The 22282-nt window shown below is 67.2% G+C and carries 21 protein-coding genes; 11 read left to right on the top strand and 10 right to left on the bottom strand.

Going from position 1 to position 22282, the window contains the following annotated elements; translation table 11 throughout:
* Window positions 1-59: 59 nt before the first annotated feature.
* Complete coding sequence (gene thiM / locus IB268_RS23395; RefSeq protein ID WP_192354891.1) at window positions 60-878, bottom strand: hydroxyethylthiazole kinase; 819 nt, start codon at window positions 876-878, stop codon at window positions 60-62.
* A 15-nt stretch (window positions 879-893) separates the two neighbouring features.
* The gene (locus IB268_RS23390; protein WP_088141226.1) at window positions 894-1625 is read right to left on the bottom strand and encodes a GntR family transcriptional regulator; all 732 of its coding nucleotides are present in this window, start codon (window positions 1623-1625) and stop codon (window positions 894-896) included.
* A gap of 217 nt (window positions 1626-1842) precedes the next feature.
* On the opposite strand from IB268_RS23390, the gene IB268_RS23385 reads away from it, so the two are divergent.
* From IB268_RS23385 to IB268_RS23345, 9 genes are all read left to right on the top strand, one after another.
* Entirely contained in the window at window positions 1843-2712 is an 870-nt protein-coding gene (locus IB268_RS23385; protein ID WP_175181403.1) for a fumarylacetoacetate hydrolase family protein, read from the top strand.
* On the top strand, window positions 2705-3703 hold the full coding sequence (locus IB268_RS23380) for an ornithine cyclodeaminase family protein (RefSeq protein ID WP_192354890.1): 999 nt from the start codon (window positions 2705-2707) through the stop codon (window positions 3701-3703). Before IB268_RS23385 ends, IB268_RS23380 begins: the two co-directional genes overlap by 8 nt.
* Before the next feature lie 59 nt (window positions 3704-3762).
* Window positions 3763-4863: a cupin domain-containing protein gene (locus tag IB268_RS23375; RefSeq protein ID WP_054456182.1), complete on the top strand. Its 1101-nt coding sequence runs from the start codon at window positions 3763-3765 to the stop codon at window positions 4861-4863.
* 35 nt (window positions 4864-4898) lie between these two features.
* Entirely contained in the window at window positions 4899-5390 is a 492-nt protein-coding gene (locus tag IB268_RS23370; protein ID WP_192354889.1) for an aromatic-ring-hydroxylating dioxygenase subunit beta, read from the top strand.
* A 22-nt stretch (window positions 5391-5412) separates the two neighbouring features.
* Window positions 5413-6681 carry an aromatic ring-hydroxylating dioxygenase subunit alpha gene (locus IB268_RS23365; protein WP_175162201.1) on the top strand — a complete coding sequence of 423 codons (1269 nt, stop codon included), beginning with the start codon at window positions 5413-5415 and terminating at the stop codon, window positions 6679-6681.
* Between the two features lie 2 nt (window positions 6682-6683).
* The gene (locus IB268_RS23360) at window positions 6684-7004 is read left to right on the top strand and encodes a non-heme iron oxygenase ferredoxin subunit (protein WP_054456189.1); all 321 of its coding nucleotides are present in this window, start codon (window positions 6684-6686) and stop codon (window positions 7002-7004) included.
* Window positions 7001-8224, top strand: coding sequence for an NAD(P)/FAD-dependent oxidoreductase (locus tag IB268_RS23355; RefSeq protein ID WP_192354888.1), 1224 nt, complete (start codon window positions 7001-7003; stop codon window positions 8222-8224). The genes IB268_RS23360 and IB268_RS23355 overlap by 4 nt, the downstream gene beginning before the upstream one ends.
* A gap of 8 nt (window positions 8225-8232) precedes the next feature.
* Window positions 8233-8652 (top strand): nuclear transport factor 2 family protein, encoded by a 420-nt coding sequence (locus IB268_RS23350; RefSeq protein ID WP_054456194.1) that lies wholly within the window; start codon window positions 8233-8235, stop codon window positions 8650-8652.
* Window positions 8653-8764: 112 nt separating this feature from the next.
* Window positions 8765-9718, top strand: a complete 954-nt coding sequence (locus IB268_RS23345; protein ID WP_192354951.1) for a tripartite tricarboxylate transporter substrate binding protein — start codon at window positions 8765-8767, stop codon at window positions 9716-9718.
* 66 nt (window positions 9719-9784) lie between these two features.
* Here the strand turns inward: IB268_RS23345 and IB268_RS23340 are convergent, their stop codons facing one another.
* From IB268_RS23340 to IB268_RS23320, 5 genes are all read right to left on the bottom strand, one after another.
* Complete coding sequence (locus IB268_RS23340) at window positions 9785-10654, bottom strand: ABC transporter ATP-binding protein (protein WP_125470670.1); 870 nt, start codon at window positions 10652-10654, stop codon at window positions 9785-9787.
* A gap of 15 nt (window positions 10655-10669) precedes the next feature.
* A complete protein-coding gene (locus IB268_RS23335; RefSeq protein ID WP_175181400.1) occupies window positions 10670-11479 on the bottom strand; it encodes an ABC transporter permease in 810 nt (269 codons plus the stop codon).
* Window positions 11476-12339 (bottom strand): ABC transporter permease, encoded by an 864-nt coding sequence (locus IB268_RS23330; RefSeq protein WP_119451246.1) that lies wholly within the window; start codon window positions 12337-12339, stop codon window positions 11476-11478. The genes IB268_RS23335 and IB268_RS23330 overlap by 4 nt, the downstream gene beginning before the upstream one ends.
* Window positions 12340-12348: 9 nt before the next feature.
* Complete coding sequence (locus tag IB268_RS23325; protein WP_119451247.1) at window positions 12349-13458, bottom strand: ABC transporter substrate-binding protein; 1110 nt, start codon at window positions 13456-13458, stop codon at window positions 12349-12351.
* Between the two features lie 117 nt (window positions 13459-13575).
* A complete protein-coding gene (locus IB268_RS23320; RefSeq protein ID WP_192354887.1) occupies window positions 13576-15099 on the bottom strand; it encodes an amidohydrolase family protein in 1524 nt (507 codons plus the stop codon).
* Window positions 15100-15390: 291 nt separating this feature from the next.
* Here IB268_RS23320 and IB268_RS23315 point away from each other — a divergent pair, with 291 nt between their 5' ends.
* Window positions 15391-16251 (top strand): DUF2272 domain-containing protein, encoded by an 861-nt coding sequence (locus IB268_RS23315; protein ID WP_192328512.1) that lies wholly within the window; start codon window positions 15391-15393, stop codon window positions 16249-16251.
* Window positions 16252-16274: 23 nt separating this feature from the next.
* On the opposite strand, the gene IB268_RS23310 is transcribed toward IB268_RS23315, so the two are convergent.
* Window positions 16275-17489: a benzoate/H(+) symporter BenE family transporter gene (locus IB268_RS23310; RefSeq protein WP_119451249.1), complete on the bottom strand. Its 1215-nt coding sequence runs from the start codon at window positions 17487-17489 to the stop codon at window positions 16275-16277.
* 229 nt (window positions 17490-17718) lie between these two features.
* On the opposite strand from IB268_RS23310, the gene IB268_RS23305 reads away from it, so the two are divergent.
* Entirely contained in the window at window positions 17719-20094 is a 2376-nt protein-coding gene (locus IB268_RS23305) for a DNA internalization-related competence protein ComEC/Rec2 (protein ID WP_370540034.1), read from the top strand.
* Between the two features lie 19 nt (window positions 20095-20113).
* On the opposite strand, the gene IB268_RS23300 is transcribed toward IB268_RS23305, so the two are convergent.
* A complete protein-coding gene (locus IB268_RS23300; protein WP_054456208.1) occupies window positions 20114-21097 on the bottom strand; it encodes a tripartite tricarboxylate transporter substrate binding protein in 984 nt (327 codons plus the stop codon).
* A 45-nt stretch (window positions 21098-21142) separates the two neighbouring features.
* Complete coding sequence (locus tag IB268_RS23295) at window positions 21143-22231, bottom strand: isocitrate/isopropylmalate dehydrogenase family protein (RefSeq protein ID WP_054456210.1); 1089 nt, start codon at window positions 22229-22231, stop codon at window positions 21143-21145.
* Window positions 22232-22282: the final 51 nt, after the last annotated feature.

The raw sequence follows: 22282 nt of genomic DNA, 5'->3' as shown, positions 1-22282 counted from the left end.
AAATTCTGGGGACAGTGTGTGACCCGCCCGTGACATGAGCGGATGCCGCGGTGTCCCGCCTAGCGCAGCGGCGATTCGTCGCTGAGGTCGTCCGCATCCAAAGCCGCCAGCGCATCCAGGAAGCGCCACGCGAAAGATCCCGGTCCTTCCGCCTGTGCGCCGGCGCGCCGCCCCGCGATGGCGAAGCACGACAGGGCGGCGACTGCCGCGGAAAACGGGTCATTCCTGGATACTGCGGCGCAGGCGCCTACGACCGCCGTCAGCGCGCAGCCGGTGGCTGTGACGCGCGGCATCAAGGGCGAGCCGCCCACGATGCGGACGGCGCGCGTGCCGTCCGTGACGTAGTCGGTCTCGCCCGTCACTGCCACAACGGTTCCGCGGCGGGCGGCGATGGCATGCGCGGACTGCTCCGCCTGCGAGACCGCGTCGCGCGAGTCCACGCCCTTGCTGGCGCTTTGGCCGCCGGCCAGCGCGATGATCTCCGAGGCATTGCCGCGAATGATGGCGGGCCGCAAGTCCAGCAGGCGCTGCACAGCGTCGCGGCGGAATGCGGTGGCATGGTGCGCCACCGGATCCAGCACCCAAGGTATGCCGGCTTCGTTGGCCGAGGCGGCGGTCAGCAGTATGCTGTCCAGCCAGGGCGAGGACAGGGTGCCGATGTTGATCACGACCGCGCCGCAGACGCGCGCGAACTCGGGCGCTTCCTCTTGCGCGTGCACCATGGCGGGCGAGGCGCCCATGGCCAGCAGCACGTTGGCCGCGGTGTTCATGGAAACGAAATTGGTCAGGCACTGCACCAGCGGCGCGTCGCGGCGCAGGGCGGCGACCAGGTCGCGCGAGATCAGCGCCTGGGTGGAAAGGTCACGAATGGATTGCATGCCGTAGGGTCCTGTTTATGCGCTGACGTCCGACAGTCCAGGCTGCGCGGGCAGGGCGCCGCGCAGCGATTCCAGCAGCACGCGCTTGTTTTCGCGGCTGCGGTAGGCGTGTTCGCGCATCAGGTTTTCGGCGCGCACGGCCTCGCGGCGCGTGATGGCGCGCAGCAGGTCTTCGTGGTCCGCCTGCGCGCGCAGCACGAAGGGCGTTTCAAGCAACGACGGCGTGGACGGCAGGGTCAGCGCGGCCGGGCCGGCCAGGGGCGTCTTGTTGTTGTGTTCCAGCGCCGACAGGAGCGCGCGGTTGCCCGCGGCTTCGCACAGGATCTCGTGAAAGCGCCGATTGATCTGCCCCCAGGCGCGCGCATCCACCGTGGTATTGGGATCGCGGCGGGCGGGCGCCAGCAGCGCGCGTCCTTCTTCCACCGCTTGCGACAGGCGGTCCAGCACGTCCTGCGAGGCGCCGCGCTCGGCCAGCAGGCGGGCGGCCATGCCCTCGAGCACGCCGCGCACGTCCACCGCGTCGCCGATTTCATCCACCGTAAACGCCCGTACCCGGAAACCGCGCGAAGGCAGCCGTTCCAGCAGGCCCTCTTTTTCCAGCTCGGTCAGGGCAATGCGCAACGGGGTGCGCGACACGCCCAGGCGCGCTGAAAACTGCAACTCGACCACGCGTTCTCCGGGTTGCAGGACGCCCGAAAGCACCATGTCCCGGAGTTCGGAAATGACTTTATCGATTTGTGCGGCCATAGAGAGGAGGGGGGCTGGTTCCGGTCTGTGAGGGCTTTCAGTGTACCGTCAAAATTGCATGCAATAGTCAAGAAAAAAACCTTTATGACCTTGCGATTTATCAAAATTGCATGCAATAATTCGGAAAAACAGCGATTCAAGTGCGGTTAAGGCGACAAATGCATGCAAAGAAATCCGTCAATGCATGCCATAAGCCGCCGCAAGCACAGGAGACAACATGAAGCTCGTCAGCTTCGTTCAGGCAGGCCGTAGCGCCTGGGGCGTGGTGCGCGGCGCCGAAGTCGTGGCGTTGACCCAGGTCTGGCCCGACATGGTCGCGGCGCTGGAGGCAGGGGTGGAACAGATTGCGCGCGCCGCGGAGACGGCCGGCCAGCCCTGTATGCCCTTGGCCGGGCTGCGCCTGCTGCCCCCGGTCGTGGCGCCGCGCAAGATTCTCTGCGTGGGCCTGAACTACGGCCGCCATGTGGCCGAGGCCGGACGCGAACTACCGGCGCACCCCTCGCTGTTCGCGCGCTTTGCAGACAGCTTCGTCGGCCACGGCGAGGCGGTGTGGAAGCCGCGCGCCTCCGATCGCTTCGATTACGAGGCCGAACTGGCCGTGGTGATCGGCAAAGGCGGCCGCCATATCGCCGCCAAGGACGCCCTGGCGCACGTGGCTGGCTACACCTGCATGGCCGAGAACTCCGTGCGCGATTTCCAGAAGCACAACGCGCAGGTGACGCCGGGCAAGAATTTCGAGCGCAGCGGCGCGCTGGGTCCCTGCCTGGTCACCGCCGACGAGATCGGCGACCCGGCCGGCCTGGAAGTCATTTCCCGCCTCAATGGCGAGGTCATGCAGCACGGCCAGGTGTCCGACCTGATCTTCCCCATCCCCGAGCTGATCGCCTACATCAGCAGCTTCACCCGCCTGTCGCCGGGCGACGTGATCGCTACCGGCACGCCTGAAGGCGTGGGCTCCAGCCGCAAGCCGCCACGCTTCATGAGCGCCGGCGACACGCTGGAAGTCGAGATTCCCGGCATCGGGACGCTGGTCAACACAGTGGCGGACGAGCCCGCCGCCGACGAACAAGGAGACGCGCATGTCTGATGCGCTGCGGTACCTGACGGAACGGGACGTGGTCTCGGTCCTGGATATTCCCAAGGCGATCGAAGCCCTGCATGCCATGCTGGTCGCGCAAGGGCGCGAACAGGCGCGCAACCTGCCCAAGGCGCTGGCGACCTGGGGCGACGGCAGCTCGATGCATGCATTGGGTTCGGTGCAGACCGGCGCCGGCGGCTACGCGGGTTTCAAGACCTGGGTCCATACCAAGAGCGGCGGAGGCTCGCTGTTCAGCCTGTTCGACGCCGAGTCGGGATTCCTGCGCGCCGTAATCGAGGCGCGCGCGCTGGGCATGCTGCGCACCGCGGCGATCAGCGGAGTCGCCACGTGCGCGCTGGCGCCGGCCGACGCCGCCTGTGCCGCGCTGATCGGCACTGGTCCGCAGGCCGTCACCCAATTGGCCGCGCTGGCCGCCGTGCGCGACCTGCGCCGCGTGCGCGTCTACAGCCCCACGCCGGAGAAGCGCCGCGCCTTTGTCGCCAGCGTGCAAGGCAAGTATCGATTCGAAGTCGAGGAAGCGGCCAGCCTGGAACAGGCGCTGGCCGGCGCGGAGATCGTCACCTTGATCACGCGCGCCGTCGAGCCTTTCGTGGATGCGGCCATGCTGGCCGACTGCAGGCACCTGAACGCCGTCGGCGCGATCCTGCCGGCCAAGGCCGAATTCGCGCAGGACGTGTTCGAACGCGCGGACCGCGTGGTGGTGGACGACCTGGAGAACGCCCGCCGCGGTTCGCGTGAACTGCGCGAACGCTTTGGCGCCGACGGCGCGCCGTGGCAGGGCGTGGCGGTGCTGAGCGACTTGCTCGCCGCCGGCGAGGGCCGCCCGCAAGGCGCGCGGCTGACGATCTTCAAGGGCATGGGCATGGGCCTGTCCGACCTGGCGATGGCGCGCGTCGTGTACGAGCACGCCCGCGACCACGGCCTGGGCGTGGCGCTGCCGCCCCAGACCCGCGAGAACCTGCTGCTGGCGCAGCCCTGATACCGAATTCGCATAACCGTACAGCCGGCGCAGGGCGCCGGCGGCAAGAGGAGACATACATGTTCGTAGACGTCAGCGGCGCCAGTCCGCGGGAACAAAACAAATGGCCGTCCATCGTCATCCCCAAGGAGGATATCGATCTCGAGATCGCGCGCCTGACCGACGCGCCCCGGCCGGACAACGGCCGCCGTGCGTCCCTCATCGTGCACCCGGAAGCCACGGCGCCGGGCCTGGGCCTGGCCCCGGGAACGGACGTCACCATCAACGTGGTCAATCCGGGCGAAAGCACCTTCAACCTGCGCAAGAACTCCAACATGCTGGAGATCTGTATCAGCGGCGAGGGCGTGGCCACGGTGGCCGGGCGTGACATCCGCGTCGGGCATTGGGACGTCTGGAACACCCCCGCCATGCAGGTGCATTCCTATCGCAACGAGGGCAAGACGCCCTGGGTGCGCCTGTCGTATTCCAACGCGCCGCTCTTGGAAAAGCTGGAGATCCACTACGTCGAGGAGTTCGAGGGCAGCGTGCCGCCGGCCGATGCCAACACCAAGCCGGTGCCGCCGCGCGCGCCCGACGCGGCCCGTTCGCGCGACCTGGCGCTGCGCGAGCAGATCACGCCCGAAGGCGCCTGGCTGCTGGGCTATGAATGGCTGATCGACATCGACGTGCTGGAATCCAAGGCGCTGCATTGGCCCTGGGCCGCGGTGTCGCGCCAATTGCCCAGCGTCGAGGACATGGCGCGCGGCTACAACGGCCGTCGCCTGTTCGTGCTGTACAACCCGGCGACCGAACGCCGCATCGGCACCACGCACAGCTTCTTCGCGACGATTTCCTCGTCGCCGCCGGACAACCACCATGTGCCGCACCGCCACAGCTCGTCGGCCATCAACTACTACCTGCGCGGCAACGGCTACAGCAAGGTCAACGGCACGCGGCTGGACTGGAAGGCGGGCGACCTGATCCTGTCGGCGCCGGGCTGGGCCATGCACTCGCATCACTCGGGCACGGAAACCACCTCCGCGCTGACGGTGCAGGACCATCCGCTGCAGATCGCCATGGAGTCGCTTATCTGGCAGGAGCGCATGCAGGAACCCATCCTGGCGCTGGGCAGCCAGAGCGGCTTCGAGAGCAACCGCGCGCAGCTGGCCGCGGCCCGATAGGACGCGATTTCCTAGAACCGATACCTGGATCCGCAATGACCATGACCGAGCTTTCCGATACCCCGTCGCTGCGCGCGCGCCTGCGGGACTTCTATGACGATTACGCCTACTGCCTGGACGAAGACCGGCTGGAGGACTGGCCTGCATTTTTCACCGAAGACTGCCATTACCGGGTGCTGTCGCGGGAGAACCATGACGCCGGCCTGCCCCTGGGCCTGATCTATTGCATGAACAAGAACATGGTGCGTGACCGCGTTACGGCCTTGCGCGAAACCACCATGTTCGAGCCGCGTTCGCTGCGTCACTTCATCAGCGGCGTGCGCGTCCTGGAAGTGCAGGGCGACCACATCGTGGCGCAGGCCAACTTCGCCGTGATGGAGTCGCTGTCCGACCGCGAGCCCACCTTGAACATGGTGGGCCGCTATCTGGACGTGGTGCACGTAACGCCCGAGGGCCTGGCTTTCAGCCGCCGCGATTGCGTGTACGACAACTACCGTGTGCGCACCTCGCTCATCGTTCCCATCTGAATCCGCCCCGAGGATACCCATCATGACCTGTACCCACACCACCGCGCCAGAGGCTCCGGCGGCGGCTCCCATCCATATCGAGCGCCGCTGGCCCAAGGAAGGCTATACGCGCATCCCCAACTGGGTCTACACCGATCCCGCCATCTTCAAGAAGGAGATGGACGTTTTCTTCGGAGGCAAGACCTGGAACTACGTGGGCCTGGAATGCGAAGTGCCCGAGGTCGGCTGCTACAAGCGCAACTGGATCGGCGACCGCCCCGTGGTCATGGTCCGCAACGCGGAAGGCGAGATCAACGTGTTGGAAAACCGCTGCGCGCACCGCGGCGCGCAGATCTGCTGGCAGAACACCGGCAAGGTCGAGGACTTCACCTGCCCGTACCACCAGTGGAACTATGACCTGAACGGCAATCTGCAGGGCGTGCCGTTTCGCCGGGGCGCCATGGGCAAGGGCGGCATGCCGCGCGACTTCGATCCCAAGCAGAACGGCATTCGCAAGCTGCGCAGCGTGAATCGCGGCGGCTCGATCTGGGCCACCTTCGCCGAGGACGCGCCCAGCTTCGAGGACTATTGCGGTCCGGAAGTGCTGGCGGAAATCGACCACATGCTGCCGGGCAAGCCGCTCAAGCTGCTGGGCTACAGCCGCCAGCTGATCCCCAGCAATTGGAAGATGTACCTGGAGAACCTGAAGGATCCGTACCACGCCACGCTGCTGCACACCTTCTACATCACCTTCGGCCTGTGGCGCGCGGACTCCAAGTCCGAATGCATCCCCACCGGCGGCGGCGCGCACAGCGTGATGGTGTCGCACAACGAGGGCAAGAAGAAGACCGAGGCCACCACGGAAATGAGCCGTTTCCGCGACGACCTCGAACTGCTGGACCTCGAAACCGTGACGCCGCGCGCCGAGTTCAACCGCGGCCGCGTCGGCGGCGCGTGGGTGTTCCCGGCCGCGCAGTTCGGCATCCAGGCCAACTCGCTCAAGACCCGCCACGTCATTCCGCGCAGCCCGACCGAGCACGAACTGGTGTTCACCTATTACGGCTACGAAGACGACGACGAGGAGATGACCCGCCTGCGCCTGAAGCACGCCAACCTGCTGGGTCCGGCCGGCTTCGTGTCGATGGACGACAGCGAAATGCTGAACCAGGTGCAGATCGGCGTCACCGGCTATCCGGAAGAGCGCGGCATCATCGAGATGGGCGGCCGCGATACCGAGCCCGCCGACTACATGGTGACCGAGGTGCTGATCCGCTCCTTCTACGATTACTACCGCAAGGCGATGGGGTTGTGAGCATGGATACCTGGAAACCCGTGGCGATGGTGTCGGACATTTCCCCCGACACCGGCACCCTGCGCGTGGTGCATGAAGGCGAGGGCGTCTGCCTCTACAACCTGCAGGGCGATATCTGCGCCACGCAGGACCGCTGTCCGCACGGCAACGCCAGCCTGGCCGACGGCTACCTGGAAGACGGCACCATCGAGTGTCCGCTGCACCAGGGCGTCTTCGACATCCGCACCGGCAAGCCGCAATGCCCGCCGGTCACGACGGACCTGCGCCGCTACGAGGTGCGGGTGGAGTCGGGCACGGTCTACCTGAAGGCGGAAGCCGCATGAACTCCGGCGCCATCGTGGTGGTCGGCGCGGGTCAGGCCGGCGGCTGGGCCGCGACGACCTTGCGCGAACGCGGCTACGAAGGCCGCATCGTGCTGCTGGGCGATGAGCCCCACGCGCCTTACGAACGCCCGCCTTTGAGCAAGGCGGTGCTGGGCGGCCAGGCCGTGCCCGAAAGCACCGAGCTGTTTTCGGCCGAGCGGCTGGCGGCGCTGCGCATCGAGTTCCAGCCGGGCGTGGCGGCGACGCGGCTGCGCGTGGCCGACAGGCAGGTGGATACCTCGGACGGCGGCAGCATCGGCTACGACAAGCTGATCCTGTGCATGGGCGGCAGGCCGGTAGTCCCCGCGCTGCCCGGCGTAAACGGTCCCGGCGTGCACGTGCTGCGCACCCGCGACGACGCGCTGCGCCTGCGCGCCAGCCTCGGCCCGGGCAGCCGCCTGGTCGTGGTCGGGGGCGGCTGGATCGGGCTGGAAGTGGCGGCGACCGCGCGCCAGTCCGGCAGCGCCGTCACCGTGCTGGAGCAGGGGGCGCGGTTGTGCGCCCGCAGCGTGCAGCCTGCGGTGTCGGCGCACCTGGCCGCGCTGCATGCCGCCCATGGCGTGGACTTGCGCTTGAACACCGGCCTGCGCGCGGTGCTGGCGCAGGCGGACGGCCGCCCCGTGGCGGAACTTGCCGACGGCACGCGTCTGGATGCGGACGCCATCGTGCTGGGCGTGGGCCTGCGGGCCAATGACGAACTGGCGCGTGATGCCGGCCTGGCCTGCGAACGCGGCGTGCTGGTCGACGAGTATTGCAGGACCTCTGCCCCGGACGTCTATGCGGCAGGGGACGTCGCGGTGCTGACGGCCGAGGACGGCCATGCGCGCATGGAATCGTGGCAGAACGCGCAGGACCAGGGCACGGCAGCCGCGCTGTCAGCCTTGGGCCTGGGCGAACCTTATGCGCCGACCGGCGCCGTCTGGTCGGAGCAATACGACGCCATGGTGCAGATCGTCGGATTCCCGGGCCTGGCCCGCAGCGAAGTGCTGCGGCCGCAGGCAGGGGAGCGCGCGTTGCTGTCGTTGGCGCTGGACGCCAGCGGCCGCGCCGTGGCTGGCGTATCGGTGGATGCGGCGCGCGATTTCCGCCAGCTGCGCAAATGGATCGCGCAGCGCGCGGCCCTGGACCCGGCGTTGCTCGAGCGGCCCGACGTGCCGCTGGCCAGCGCCCAGATCGGATGAGGATTGCAATGGAAAACCCGATTTTGCCCATGCTGGCCAAGACGGCCTGCGAATCCGTGGTGCTGGAGTTCTTCCACGCCCTGGACACGCGGCGTCACGAGGCCGCGGCCGCGCTGATGGCCGAGGACGGCGTCTGGCAACGGCAGGGACGCCGGCTTGCCGGCCGCCAGGAAGTCCTGCAAGCCCTGAATGCCCGCGCGCCCGAGCGCAGTACCTGCCATGTCATCACCAATCTGCGGCTGGTCGAGCTGGCCGGCGCGCGCGCCACCGTCGGCTACTTCCTGACCGCCTACGAAAGCGTGCCCCATGAACAGGGTGGCGCGCCGCGCCTGGTGGCCATCCGCGAATGCCAGGACGTGCTGGTGGAGACGGACGCCGGCTGGCGGCTGGCCGACAAGAGCAGCCGCCGTCATCTTCCGCCCGAATGACGGGCCTCGAATCGATACCAACCCACGCGTCCGGACCATTCAAAAAGCAGCGGACGCGTACCGTAAATACCTCAGGAGACAAACCGTGAAACCCTCAAGAATCTTGCATTGCATGCTGGCGGCCGCCTGTGCCGCCGTCGTGTCCGGCGCCCAGGCGCAGCAGGCCGACTGGCCGAACCATCCGATCACGCTGGTGGTGCCGTTCGCGGCCGGCGGCGGCGGCGACACGCTGGCGCGCCTGGTCGCGGAGCCGCTGTCGCGCGAACTCGGGCAGTCCATCATCGTCGAGAACCGCCCCGGCGCGGGCGGCAATATCGGCACCTCGATCGCGGCGCGCGCCAAGCCCGACGGCTATACGCTGTCATACGGCACCAACGGCACCCAGGCCACCAATCACTGGCTGTACAAGTCGCCGGGCTATGCGCCGTCGGACTTCGAGCCGATTTCGCGCTTTACCGTCATTGCGGCGGCGCTGGTGGTCAATGCCACGGACGAGCGCTTCAAGACCCTGGCGCAGCTGCTGGCCTACGCCAAGGCTAATCCGGGCGAACTGACCTGCGGTTCCGCCGGCAATGGCACGTCCTCGCACCTGGCCTGTGAATTGTTGAACCAGATGGCCGGCACCAAGGTCATGCACATTCCCTACAAGGGCGGCGGCGCGGCCATGACCGATCTGCTGGGCGGGCGTATCTCGTTCATGATCGACGTGATGCCCAACGTGTCGGGCCAGATCGCGGCGGGCAAGCTGCGGGCGCTGGGCGTGACGACGCCGGACCGCGTGGCCTCCAATCCGGACATTCCCACGATCAGCGAAGCGGGCCTGAAGGGCTATGAGTTCTTTGCCTGGGACGGCCTGTACGCGCCCAACGGCACGCCGGCCGCCGTGCTGGACAAGCTCAACGCCGCGGTCAACCGCGCGCTGCAACAGCCGGAAGTCCGCAAGATGCTGGAGTCTCGGGGCGCGATTCCTGCGCCCACGTCGCGCCAGGCGCTGGCGGAGTTCGGCGCGGAAGAGTATGCGCGGCTGGGGAAGGTCGTGAAGGTGGCGGGCGCGTCGATCGATTGAGCGGCTGACGCCTGAACCAACCAAGCCGACGGCGCGTGCCGCCGGCTTGCTTTTGTGCGCAAGCAGCTACCAGGCCATGCGCAAGCGTCCCAACGCGGGCAATGCTCCCACTGTCGCCGCCAGGCCGCCAGGCGGCGGCTGTTCTTCATGGCGGGTCACGCGTCCGTCCGGATCGAGAAAATCGCTCAGCACGTCGTCGCGCAGTCGGATGAAGCGCGGATCGCTGCGGTTGCGCGGATGCGGCAGATCGACGTCGACGATGCGGCGGATGCGCCCCGGGCGCGGCTGCATCACCACCACGCGGTCGCCCAGGAACACGGCTTCCTCCACATCGTGGGTGACCAGCACCATGGTGATCTGCTCCTGCTGCCAGATGCGCTGCAACTCGTTCTGCAGGCGGGACCGCGTCAACGCGTCCAGGGCGCCCAGCGGCTCATCCAGCAGCAGCACGCGCGGACGGTTGACCAGGCCGCGCGCGATCGCCACGCGCTGCGCCATGCCGCCCGAGATCTGATGCGGGTAGGACTTCTCGAAACCCTGCAAGCCGACCAGCGCGATGTGCTCGGCCACCAGCTCGCGCTTTTCTGCCTTCGAAAGCGGCGCGTTGCGCAGCGCCGCCGCGATGTTGCGTTCCACGTTCAGCCACGGAAACAGGCGATGGTCCTGGAATACGATGCCGCGGTCCAGGCCTGCGCCGCGCACCGGGGCGCCGTCCAGCAGGATCTGGCCGGAGTACTCGCCGTCCAGCCCCAGGATCAGGCGCAGCAGCGTGGACTTGCCGCAGCCGCTGGCGCCCACGATGCTGACGAAATGCCCGGCGGGCACGTCGAGGTTGATGTCCTGCAGGACCTGCAGCGCTTCTGCGCCGTCGCCCGGGCCGGCATAGCGCTTGCCCACGCCGCGAATGTTCAATTCCTTGCCGAAGATGCTCGTCATTCCTTTCCTGCTCCATCAGGCGGCGCCGTAGCGGTGCCGCGCCAGCCTGCGCTCCAGCGCGCGGGCCAAGGCGTTCATGGACCAGCCCACCAGGCCGATCACGAACATGCCGAAGATCACCAGGTCCATCTGGAAGTGTTCGCTGCCTTCGATCAAGGTGTTGCCGATGCCGTGGCCGGCCACCAGCAGATACTCCGCGCCTATCGTCGCCAGCCAGGAGTAGATCAGCGCCAGGTATACCCCGGTGAAGATCGAAGGCGCGGCCGCTGGCAGGACCACATGCAGCAGCGTCTGCCAGCGCGAATAGCCGAACACGCGGGCCACTTCCAGCAGCGCCGTGGGGGTGCTGCGTATGCCGTCGCAGGTATTGACGACCACGGGCACCAGGGCGGCAAGCGACAGGAACGTCACTTTGGCCACGTCGCCCAGGCCGAACCAGACCGAGATCAGCGGGATCCAGGCAAACAGCGAGATCTGCTTGAAAGTGTTGAAGCTGGGACCCACGATGCGGTTGAACAAGGGCAGCAGGCCCAGCAGCGCACCCAGTATCAGGCCGAGCGCGGTGCCTATCGCGAATCCGGTGAATTCCCGCGCCAGGCTGGCGCTCAGCGCGCGCCATAGACGGCCTGAGGAGATCTGGCTGGCCGCCGTCTCCAGCACCTTGCCCGGCGACACCAGCAGCGGCGTGGATACCCAGTCCAGCCGCGCCAGCGCCCACCAGGCCAGGATGGCGGCGGCGGGCAGCACCAGGCCGCGCCAGCGCGCGCGCAACCAGGCGCCTCCGCGTCGGACCACGGGAAGCGAGGAGATGGACGCCGCGCTCATGCCCGGGCTCCCGTGGATGCCGCGCCCAGGCGGGTGGCAGCCTGGCCGCCGCCCGCGCGGGCTTCGGCCAGGTCCAGCAGCTTGTCGATGGCGTAGCCGATGGCGCCCACCACGATCACCGCCGCCATCACCAGGTCCAGCTGGAACAGCTGCCGGCCGTAGACAATCAGGTAGCCCAGACCTTCGCTGGACGCGACCAGCTCCACCACCACCAGCGACAGCCAGGCCTTGGTGAAGCCCAGCCGCAAGCCGGTGAAGAGCGTGGGCAGGGCGTGGGGCAGCACGACTTCCAGCACCTGCTGGCGGCGCGTGTAGCCGTAGACGCGGGCCACTTCCAGCAGGCTGGCGGGCGTTTGCCGGAATCCCTGCAAGGTGTTCAGCGTTACCGGCACCAGCGCGGCCTTGGCGATCAGGATGTACTTCAATGGCTCGCCTATGCCCACCAGCAGCAGCACGAAGGGCAGCCACGCCAGGACCGGGATCTGCACCAGCGCGTTGAAGGTGGGCAGGATGTAGGCTTCCAGCGGACGCCACAATCCCATCGCGGCGCCCAGCGCCAGGCCCAGCACGCTGCCGGCTGCGAAACCCACCAGCACGCGCTGCATGCTGGCCTGCACGTTCAGCCAGAGGTCGCCGCTGCTGTAGAGGTCCTGCAAGGTAAGCCAGACGAAGTGGGGCGAGGGCAGCACCTGCGGCGAGATCCAACCCTGCGACGCGCCCAGCTGCCAAAGCGCGAGCAGCGCCAGCGGCAGCAGCCAGGGCAGCAAGCGGCTGCCGGCGTTGCGCAGCAGCGCGGCAGGCGCCAGGCGAGCGCCGCGGTGCGCGGACGCAAGCGGGGCGCTCAGTGTGTTCCCGGACATGGCGGCTCCTTATCGCGCGGCGGCGGCGCTGGCCTGGCGCTCGCTGGCGGCAGGCTGGCCTTGCGCATTGAACGCGGTCCAGCGGGCGGCAAGATTGGCCTTTTGCAGCGCGGCATTGAGGTAGCGGGGTTCGAACCAGCCATCTACGCTCACGGGACGGCGGATCAGCTTCAGTTTCAGCGCGTCGTCCGCCACGGCCTGGTAGCGCGCGGCGAGAAACTCGTCCAGCAGCGGCGAATTGCGCACGGCCAGCACTTCGCCGTCGAACTCCGCCTGCCAGGACGCGTAAGGCGTGCCGCTGCGCGCCCAGATCTTGAAGAGCGCGTCCCGGTTCTGCTCGTCCGAAGACCATTGCGCCGCACGCACGAACACGTCGACCACGCGTTGCACGGCTTCGGGGTTCTCCTTTTCGAAATCCTCGCGCACCAGCAGGGATGCCTGGCGCGTGAACGAGGGGTCCTGACCCTTGGTTGAGTAGATGATGCGCGCCAGCCCTTGGTCGCGCAGCTTGAAGTACTCATAGCCGCCGAACGCCGCATCCACGCCGTTGGAGACCAGCGCCGCTTGCGCGCTGCCGGTGTCGAGGTTTACACCCTTGATGTCGCGTTCGGTCAGCTGGCGCGAGGCCAGCACGTTGATGGCGACCAGATGGCCGTTGGTGCCGCGGAAGATCGAGACCTTGCGGTCCTTCAGGTCTTCCAGCGATTGCAGCGCGGAGTCCTTGGGCGTGGAGACGTACAGGTTGTTGCGCACGCCGCTGCCCAGCAGGATGCGGGTCTTCAGCCCGTTGGAGCGGCCTACCACCGACGGCAGGTCGCCCTGGTAGGCGAAATCGATCTGCTTGTTCGAGAGCGCTTCGTTGACCGCGGGGCCCGCGCCCTTGAAGAACAACCATTGCACTTCGGTGCCGGTGCCTTTGAAGGCCTCTTCCAGCCAGTTGTTGGCGCGCGCCACGCCGCCTGGCGAGCCGCCCCAGGTGATGGGGTCGCCGCCGCCGGCGGTCGCCACGCCGATGCGGACCACGTCGGGCGCGGCCAGGGAGGCGAGGCTGACAGCGCACAAGGCAGCGCCCAGCATCAGGCGTGAGATCAGGCTGAGGGGGGATGGCAGGGTGCGCATGGTTGTTCCGTATATCGATGATGAAAGACAGGTCCGGGCGGGCAAGCCCCGGCCGCGGACAGGGCCAGGCGCCCGCCGGCATGTGCCGGCGGGCGGGATTGCAGGTATGTGATAAGGTCAGGCCGCGCGCTTTTCTGCGCGCGCCTGCAGCTTCTGCTCGATGCGCGTGCCCTTGAAGAACTCGGGGTGCGCCTGGGTGTAGAAGCGGTAGGGGTTGTCGAACACCAGGGCCTTGAAATCGGCCGCGGAGATCACGCCGTCTTCCACCAGGTCCCAGCTTTCGGCCAGCGGCTCGGTCAGGTCCGGCACATCCCAATGGCCGACGTCGGACGACCAGATCGCGTTGAGCTTGGTGTTCAGGGGATTGGCGCGGTCGTTGAAGGCCGCGCCTATGGTCCGGTCGTCGGCCTCCGATCCGAAGTAGAAGCTGTCGACCCAGCGTTTGCGGATATCCTCGACGCTCTCGATGCCGGCCGCGGCGAAGTCGTCGAGCTCGTCGCCTTGCGGTTCCCGGCTGTGGTGCAGCGCCGAGATGCCCAGGCTGTCGCGCAGCAAGGTGTCCTTGTTGAGCTCGCGTCCGTTGAGCAGGCTGGCGCCATAGCGTTCGAACAGGTCGGCCAGCAGCTCCACGTCCGCGTTGGCCGGGTTGTACTGCTGCACGGCGTTGCGATTGCGCTTTTCCCAGCGGTCCACCAGGTGCGCGTACACGTGCGCGCCCCAGTCCGCGCCGCCTTCCAGCAAGGCCACGCGCAGGTTCGGAAAGCGCCGCGTCACGCCGCCGAAGAAGAGCGCCTTGGCGAAGGCCTGGGAACCGTCGGCGAAGTGGCCGATATGGTTGAACATGTAGTTGCTGATGGAGTGGCGCCCGGTCCAGCCCTGGCTGCCGTAGTGGGTGGCCAACGGCACGCCCAGCTCCACCGCCTTGGCCCAGAACGGATCGTAGTCGTACTCGCTGTCCAGGCCGAAGAAATCCACGTAGGACGCATGGCGCGCGATCTCCGGGAATTCAGCGGGCGGATACTTGTCGGCGATGGCCTTGATCGGCCGCCGCACGCCGCCAGGGATATTGGCCACCTTCAATCCCAGCGTCTTGACCGCGAATTCGAGTTCCTCGATGGCTTCCTGCGGCGTATTCAGCGGAATGCCCGCGACGGGCGTCAGGCGATCGCTGTACTTGCGGTACTGGTCAGCATGGAAGTGGTTGATGGCGCGATGCAGCGGCTGACGGTACTCGTCGCCAGCGCCCAGCGGCGCCAGCACGTCGTTGGGAAACAGGATGGAGTAGTCCGAACCCTGTTCCTCCAGGCGCTCGTACAGCAGCTCGGGCAGCGTGACGGTCGCCAGGTCCAGGGTATTGCGCGTGACGCGCGCCCACCAGGGTGAGCGCAGCGTGCGGTTGCGCTGCCGTTCTTCCGGGGTCTGCTGGTACCAGTCCTTGCCCTGGGACTTGGTGGCAAAGCGCGAGCCCTGCGTCTTGCGCAGCACGTCCACCAGCTTGGAGCCGCCATAGTGCTGGATGTAGTCCTCCAGCACGGGCGCGTAGTCGTTGACGTGTACGTCGGTATCGATCACGGGATAGTCCAGCTTCGCCTTGATTGCGGCGGAGCGGGAAGCCTGGGTACGGTGCAGCCGGTCGTTCATGCGGGTCTCCGAGAGTGAAACGGACGCGGCGCCTTGCGGATTCGGCAAGGCCGGCGCGGACAGGTCACAGTACGGGAGATGACCGCCCGGCCAAACGACCGATTCGCAATTTCCAACTAAGTGATGTGCTTATGGCATTTGGGGAGGCTCTCGGTATTCCGGCATCCCCATATCTTGTGCGGATGGTATCTGCGGCTGCGCCTCTCGTGCGACCGGAGGAGGGCTTGTCGGAACGTTATCGCGTACTGTCGGGTCACGCAGCCAATGTCCGAGCAGATCGGGGAGCGTCTCATGAAGCGTTTCGTCAGTGTCGAAGCCGTCAACCTGCGGTCCATTCCCAGTACCGAGAACAACACGCCTATCGGTAGCCTGACCCTGGGCCAGGAGGTGGACGATCTGGGAGGCGCACCCGCGGGGTGGCACCATGTTCGGACGAAAATGGGCGGCCTGACCGTCGAAGGCTATTCGGTCGATGGCCTGGCGGATTCGAAATTCAAGTGGGCCCCCACTGCCAAGCAGCCAACGCTGCGGCCACTCGATACTCCGGCTCGCGAGGCGCTCGTGGCAGCGGCAGTGGAACAGTGGCTACGATTCGACAAAGGGCGGGGAAAGGAGACCGTCGAACCCTATAGCACTTACATCCACGAGATGTGGAAGGCGCTGAAAAGGAATCTGACCGGAAAGGACACCGGCTATCCCTGGTCGGCCGTCGCCATTTCCCTCATGGTGAGCAATGCGGCGAAGACCATCCCTGAATTCCAGGCATTCAAGCGGTCCGTCGGTCACGCGGCCTATATGTGGGATGCCATCAAGAAGCGGGCGAGCGAGGACCGGTCCGCGCCGTTTTGGGGCGTACGCATAACGGAAGAAAAACCGCAGGTCGGCGACATCATCGGCAGTTGGCGGGACAAGCCCTACACGTTCGATCAATATCTCGCAGCCTCAAAAAATCCGGAAGCTCCCAGCCATTCCGACATCATCGTGGCGGTAGGCACCGAGGTTGCGTTGGCCATAGGCGGCAACGTCAGCCAGTCGGTCTTCGTCACCGGGTATCAGCTGACGGCCGATGGCAACATCGCGAAGAACCAACGTTTCTTCAAGGGAAAACTGGTCGGAGAAGCCATCGTCCTCATGAAGAACCGAATTGATTGAGGGGCGCTGTTGCGCAGGCGATCTCAAGCCGCCGACTGCTTCGCAAAGTCCCCGCGCTCCAGGATGAAGCTGGTCGCCACGCCGAACACCACGCCCCAGAAGGGCGCGCCGATGCCCAGCAGCGGCAGGCCGCCCAGCGTCACCAGGAAGGCAACCAGGGCGCCCAGCGTGAAGTGCTGGCGGAACGCGGTGTGGAATGCGCCTTGCAGGATGCGCAAGAGCGCCAGTCCCGCCAGCGTGGCGACGAAGGCCGCGGGCGTGGCCAGCAGCGCCTGCGTGACCAGCGGGGAGAACAGCCCGAACACGATCACCATCACCCCGAGGAAGACCGCGGCCAGCCAGTGCCGCGACGCGTTGGCGCCGGAGGCGATGATGGCATTCGACGGCCCGGCCAGACAGGTGGAGACGCAGCCCAGGCAGGCGGTCAGCGCCGAGAACACGCCACAGGCATTGGTGATGGCGTTGACCGGCGGGCGGTGCAGCGAGTTGCGCAGCACGGCAATGCCTTGCGCGTTCTGCACGGCGATCACGGTCACGGCCAGCGGCAACACCAGTTCGAACGCGGCGCCCCAAGAGAATACCGGGGCGTAGAACTGCGGGCTTGCCAGCGAGGTCGCGAACGTCACATGTTCCAGCGCGGGCGTCCTGCCCGTGAACGCCAGCGTGCATACGCCGGCGATGAGCGCGCCGATGATGGGCGAGAGCCGCTTTTGCACCGCGGGGAACAACGAGACCGCGAAGAAGGTCGCGGTCATGGCGCCAGCCAGCCACGGATCGGAGGCGAATGATCGGATCCAGTCCAGCGCGAAGCTCAGAAAAACGCCCGCGACCATCCCCATGACGATGGGCATGGGGATGCGGTCCATGATGGCGCCGACCCAGCCGGTCAGCCCCAGTACCAGCATCAGCGCGGCGGTCAGCAAATAGGCGCCGACGACCTCGGCAAAGGGCAGGTGTTGCAGGGCGCTGGCGACCAGCACCGCGCCTGGGATGGTCCACAGGAAGGCGAGCGGCTGCCGGTAAATGGCGGACATCACGATGGTAAGGATGCCGTTGAGCACGAAGGCCGCAAAGATCCAGGAGGCGAGGGTGGCCTGGCTGAGTCCCCCTTTCACGCCCGCGCTCAGGATGATCGCTACCGGCGCGGACGCGGAAAACAGGAAAGCGACGAAAGCGTTGGTCAGCTCAGTCGCCGGGAACGAGGGCGAGGCGGCTGGGATCGTTTCTGGAGGGGCCATGGACTTATCTCATTAATGAGTGAAGCATTTTGCCGAGCACCGAAACAATACAGGAAATATCGCGTGCGGCGGCACCCTGGCTGCGCTTGCGCCCAGCCGAGGTGGGCAAATCCGGTCACTCCCATGCCCATGCGGCAATGCATGCGCCTACGCTCCCCGGTTTTGGGAGATCGCTATCACTGGCCGAATTTTCTGCGTCGCGTTCGTGGCTGGCGCGGGACTGGTCCAGGTGTCCCCGCGGCTGCCCGGCGCAGGCGCCGCATGGTGGCTGGCAGGGGCTTGCCTGCTTGGGCTGGTTGCCTGCCTGCGCTCGCGGCCTGGTCTGGCGCGCCAGCTTGCCGCCTTGATGCTGGGCGTGTGTGCGGGATCGCTGAACGCCAGTCTGCAAGCCCAAGCCAGGTTGGACGATGCGCTGTCGGATAAGCATCAGGACGCCGTGTCGCGCCTGGCGCTGCGCGTTGCCAGCCTGCCGGATGGCGACGAGCGCGGCCAACGCTTTCTGGCCGAACTGGATGAGCCTGCGCCACCCGGCATTCCCTCGCGCATTCAGGTCTCGTGGCAGGCGCCGCCCGGCCCGCAGGCGCTGATTCCCGAAATCAAGCCCGGCCAGGTCTGGCGCATGGCGCTGGTGTTGCGGCGTCCGCACGGCTTGTTGAATCCAGCGGGGCCGGATGTGGAAGGGCGCCTGTTCGCGCAAGGGATACGGGCGGTGGCTACGGTGCGCGGACAGCCCAGGCTGCTGGCGGACAGGCCCTGGGCGACGCCGGGCATCGCGATAGAGCGGGCGCGCCACAGCGTGCGGGAGGGTTTGCGCGCGGCCTTGGGGGAACATCGCTATGCGCCAGTGATGGTCGCCCTGGCCATCGGCGATCAGGCCGGCGTCGCGCGCGAGGACTGGCTGCTGTTCAACCGCAGCGGCATCACGCATCTGGTGTCGATCAGCGGCATGCATGTGACCTCGATAGCGGGCATCGCCGGGCTGTTGGTGGCAGCGTTGTGGCGGCGAGGGCGCTGGCGCGGCGCGGGGCTGGCCGAGCACGTGCCCGCGCGCGTGGCGGGCGGGGCGGCGGCCGCGCTGGTCGCACTGCTGTATTGCCTGCTGGCGGGCTGGGGCGTGCCGGCGCGCCGCACGTTCTTCATGCTGTCGGTGGTGCTGGCGGCCGCGGTGTCGCGTCTGCCGCTTTCGGGCGGCCGGGTGCTGGCATGCGCGGCTGCGGCGGTCGTGGCGTTGGATCCATGGGCGCCGGTGTCGCCGGGATTCTGGCTGTCGTTCGGCGCGGTGGCGGTGCTGTTGCGCATCGCAGATGCGCCGGTCGACCGCGAAGCCGGCTGGCGCCCGCGCTGCTCGGCCAGGCTGGCGCAAGCGGTGCGCCTGCAGCTGATGGTGACCGTGGGCCTGACGCCCTTGCTGGCCTACCTGGTGCATCAGGTGTCGTTGGGATCGCCGTTTGCCAATGCGGTGGCGATTCCCGTCGTGACCTTCGTCGTGACGCCGCTGGCTTTGGCGTGTGCCGCCTTGTCGGTCTTGCCGGGGGCGCAGGGGCTGGCCGAGTTGGCCGGGCTATGGGGCCTGCAGGCGTTCGACCTGATCATGGCGCCGGTGTCCTGGGTGGGCAACGCGTCCTGGGCCAGCGTGCCGGTTGCGGCGGCGTCGTGGCCCTGGCTGCTGCTGGCCTTGGCGGGCATGGTCTGGGCGCTGCAGGTGCGCGGATGGCCGGGCAGGCATCTGGGATGGCTCTGCATGCTGCCGTTGCTGTTTTGGCGGCCCGACCGGCCCGAGCAAGGATATTGGCGCATGAGCGCGATGGATGTGGGGCAGGGTAGCGCCATCCTGGTAGAGACGGCCAGCCAGGCCTTGCTGTTTGACGCGGGGCCGCGCCATTACGGCGGCAGCGACGCGGGCGAACGCGTCGTCGCGCCGTTCCTGCTGGCGCGGGGTATCCGGCGGTTGGACGTGTTGGTCCTGTCGCATGCCGACCTGGACCACGTGGGCGGATTGCGCGCGGTGCTGGCGGCGGTTCCGGCAGGGCGCAGCTACGCATCGTTCGATCTCGCTGCGTTCCTGCGCCGCGATATCCGGATGTGGCCGCAGGCGGGCAACGCCGCGCCGCCGTTGCCCGCCGATATGGGGCGTTGCCGGCGCGGCATGAGCTGGGAGGTGGACGGCGTGACATTCACCTTCCTGAACCCCGCGGATGCCGGCGGCAGGAACGGGCAGGGCCGCAATGCCGATAGCTGCGTGTTGCTGGTGCAGGGGACATCGCATGCGCTGCTGCTGACGGGCGATGTGGGCGTGGCTCAGGAAAATGCGCTGGCCCGGGTATTGCCCCGAGTCGACGTGGTGATGGCGCCGCATCACGGTTCGGCATCGTCCTCGGGCAGGGACTTGGTGGACGCGTCCGCAGCCGGCCATGCGATCGCACAGGTGGGCCACTTGAACCGTTTTCGCCATCCGGCCCGCGCGGTGGAACTGCGGTGGACGCGCGCGGGCGCGGCGTTTTGGCGCAGCGACCGCGATGGCGCGGTGATGGCGACTTCAGGCGCTGGGGGTCTGCATGTGTGGGCTGAGCGTGAACGCGGGCGGCGGTATTGGCATGGGCGCTGACTGAGGCCGCCCGCGGCGTTCAATTGGCGCCGAGCAGGTTCGCGCTCTTGACCAGCGACGATACGCGTTGCGAGTCGCGCTTGAGCAGATCGGAGAATGCGATGGGGCCGCGTTCCTGCGCGGCAGGCGCTTGCGCCGCCAATTGTTCCAGACGAGTCTTGAACTCTGGGGTGTCTATCGCCTGCGACAGGGCGGCGGCCAGTTTTTCGACCACAGGTTGCGGCGTGCCAGCCGGCGCCACCAGGCCATTCCAGATGGCCAGATCGAACTCAGGCAGTCCGCCCTCGGCAAAGGTGGGGATGTCCGGACTTTGCGCCAGGCGCGCGGTTCCGGTCACGGCGATGGCTTTGACGCGCTTGTCCTGATGCAGGGGCAGCATGGTCACGGTCTGGTCGATGACCCCGTCGATCATGCCGCTCATCAGGTCGGTCAGCGCGGGACCTGTGCCGCGATAGGGAATGAGTTCGCCGCGTGCGTCGGCGAAGTGCAGAAACATGGCCTCGGCCAGGTGCGCCGTGCTGCCCGGCCCGCTTGAGCCCAGGTTGAGCTTGACGGCGTTCACGTCGCGGATGCGCTTGAGCATGGCGGGCAGATCCTGGATGCCGCTCTTGTTGCTGACCGACAGCACCATGGGGACGGTCGCGACGATGCCGATGGGCGCCAATTCTTTTTGCGGATCGTAGTTGGCCTTGGGATGCAGATGCGGCAGGATCGCCAGCGACATGTTGTTGAAGGCCAGGGTGTAGCCGTCCGGTGCGCTCTTCTGCAGCTTCTGCATGCCGATGAGGCCGCCGGCCCCGCCTGAGTTTTCGACGACCACCGTCTGGCCCAATTGCTTGGACAGCGAAGTGGCCACCAGGCGGCCCAGCGTGTCGCTGGTGCCGCCGGGCGCGAAGGGCACGATGACCGTGATGGCGCGGCTGGGATAGTCCTGGGCGGCGGCCGGAGCGGAAAAGGCTGCCGCGGTCAGGGCGGCGCACAGGAAGGGGGTGATGCGTAGCATGGGGTGTCTCCTCGTATTTTCTTTTCTAGGTGGGGGGCCTTGCCGTCAGCGCGACAACGCGCGGCAGACGGCCTGGGTCATGTCGGTGCAGCTTGCCGTGCCGCCCAGGTCGCGTGGCACGTGGTCGCCTTTGGCGAGCACCTGTTCGACCGCGCGCTCGATGCGTTGCGCGGAATCGGAGAGCGCGGCATCGGCATGCTTGTCGCCCAGCCAGCGCAGCATGAGCGCGCCCGACAGAATGGTGGCCAGCGGACTGGCGGCGTTCTGGCCGGCTATGTCGGGCGCGGATCCGTGCGCGCCCTGGAAGAGCCCGTGGGTGTCGCCCAGTTCTGCAGACGCCGACAGGCCCATGCCGCCTATCGTGGCGGCGCCCAGGTCGGAAATGATGTCGCCAAACATGTTTTCCGCCACGATCACGTCATAGAAATCCGGCCGCTTGAGCATGTGCACTGTGATGGCGTCGGCATAGGCGTAATCGATTTCGACGTCGGGATAGCTGGCGGCCACGTCATCGCAGACCGCGCGGAAGAAGGCGTAGGTGCGCAGGATGTTGGCCTTGTCGCACACCGTGACGCGGCGCTTGCCGTCACGCGGCGCGCCGTTGCGCTGGCGCGCCAGCTCAAAGGAAAAGCGGGCGACGCGTTCGATGCCCTTGCGGGTGACGACTATGGTGTCGGTCGCCACTTCATCGCGCAGCACGATTCCGCCGCCGCGGCTGGCGTACAGGCCTTCGGTGTTTTCGCGCACGATGACGTAGTCGATCTGTCCCGGCTTGAAATTCTTGAGCGGCGAATCGACGCCCTGGTACAAGCGGATCGGGCGCACGTTGGCGTACAGGTCCAGCCGGAAACGCAGGCGCAGATGCAGGTCGTTTCCGACTTCGGTGCCGTCGGGGTAGGTCACGCCCGGCATGCCGGCCGCGCCGTGCAGGATGGCGTCAGCCGCCTTGCAGGCTGCGTAGGTGTCGTCGGGCAAAACCTGGCCCGACCTGACGTAGTGGTCGGCGCCGCCGTCGTAGCTGCTGAATGAGAGCAGGTCGGCGCCGCAGGCTTCCTTCAGTACGGTGATCGCCGATTGGCAGACCTCCGGACCGATGCCATCGCCGTCGATGGTCGCAATTTCATACTTAGCCATGTGTGGCTGTCTCCTCGTGAGGGTTTTGCAATCAGAGGGACGGCCGCGCCC

It is taken from the genome of Achromobacter sp. ACM01 (genome assembly GCF_014851745.1).
GTDB classification, from domain to species: domain Bacteria; phylum Pseudomonadota; class Gammaproteobacteria; order Burkholderiales; family Burkholderiaceae_B; genus Achromobacter; species Achromobacter aegrifaciens.
The sequence above is the reverse complement of the archived record's forward strand: the minus strand, read 5'-3'. Positions and strand labels throughout refer to the sequence as shown.

Coding starts and splice junctions, on each gene's coding strand:
- IB268_RS23345 (WP_192354951.1), top strand. CDS start 8,765: ATGCTGGCGGCCGCCTGTGCCGCCGTCGTGTCCGGCGCCCAGGCGCAG.
- IB268_RS23360 (WP_054456189.1), top strand. CDS start 6,684: ATGGATACCTGGAAACCCGTGGCGATGGTGTCGGACATTTCCCCCGAC.
- IB268_RS23370 (WP_192354889.1), top strand. CDS start 4,899: ATGACCATGACCGAGCTTTCCGATACCCCGTCGCTGCGCGCGCGCCTG.
- thiM (WP_192354891.1), bottom strand. CDS start 878: ATGCAATCCATTCGTGACCTTTCCACCCAGGCGCTGATCTCGCGCGAC.
- IB268_RS23325 (WP_119451247.1), bottom strand. CDS start 13,458: ATGCGCACCCTGCCATCCCCCCTCAGCCTGATCTCACGCCTGATGCTG.
- IB268_RS23295 (WP_054456210.1), bottom strand. CDS start 22,231: ATGGCTAAGTATGAAATTGCGACCATCGACGGCGATGGCATCGGTCCG.
- IB268_RS23385 (WP_175181403.1), top strand. CDS start 1,843: ATGAAGCTCGTCAGCTTCGTTCAGGCAGGCCGTAGCGCCTGGGGCGTG.
- IB268_RS23375 (WP_054456182.1), top strand. CDS start 3,763: ATGTTCGTAGACGTCAGCGGCGCCAGTCCGCGGGAACAAAACAAATGG.
- IB268_RS23335 (WP_175181400.1), bottom strand. CDS start 11,479: ATGAGCGCGGCGTCCATCTCCTCGCTTCCCGTGGTCCGACGCGGAGGC.
- IB268_RS23300 (WP_054456208.1), bottom strand. CDS start 21,097: ATGCTACGCATCACCCCCTTCCTGTGCGCCGCCCTGACCGCGGCAGCC.
- IB268_RS23330 (WP_119451246.1), bottom strand. CDS start 12,339: ATGTCCGGGAACACACTGAGCGCCCCGCTTGCGTCCGCGCACCGCGGC.
- IB268_RS23355 (WP_192354888.1), top strand. CDS start 7,001: ATGAACTCCGGCGCCATCGTGGTGGTCGGCGCGGGTCAGGCCGGCGGC.
- IB268_RS23310 (WP_119451249.1), bottom strand. CDS start 17,489: ATGGCCCCTCCAGAAACGATCCCAGCCGCCTCGCCCTCGTTCCCGGCG.
- IB268_RS23365 (WP_175162201.1), top strand. CDS start 5,413: ATGACCTGTACCCACACCACCGCGCCAGAGGCTCCGGCGGCGGCTCCC.
- IB268_RS23380 (WP_192354890.1), top strand. CDS start 2,705: ATGTCTGATGCGCTGCGGTACCTGACGGAACGGGACGTGGTCTCGGTC.
- IB268_RS23390 (WP_088141226.1), bottom strand. CDS start 1,625: ATGGCCGCACAAATCGATAAAGTCATTTCCGAACTCCGGGACATGGTG.
- IB268_RS23350 (WP_054456194.1), top strand. CDS start 8,233: ATGGAAAACCCGATTTTGCCCATGCTGGCCAAGACGGCCTGCGAATCC.
- IB268_RS23340 (WP_125470670.1), bottom strand. CDS start 10,654: ATGACGAGCATCTTCGGCAAGGAATTGAACATTCGCGGCGTGGGCAAG.
- IB268_RS23320 (WP_192354887.1), bottom strand. CDS start 15,099: ATGAACGACCGGCTGCACCGTACCCAGGCTTCCCGCTCCGCCGCAATC.
- IB268_RS23315 (WP_192328512.1), top strand. CDS start 15,391: ATGAAGCGTTTCGTCAGTGTCGAAGCCGTCAACCTGCGGTCCATTCCC.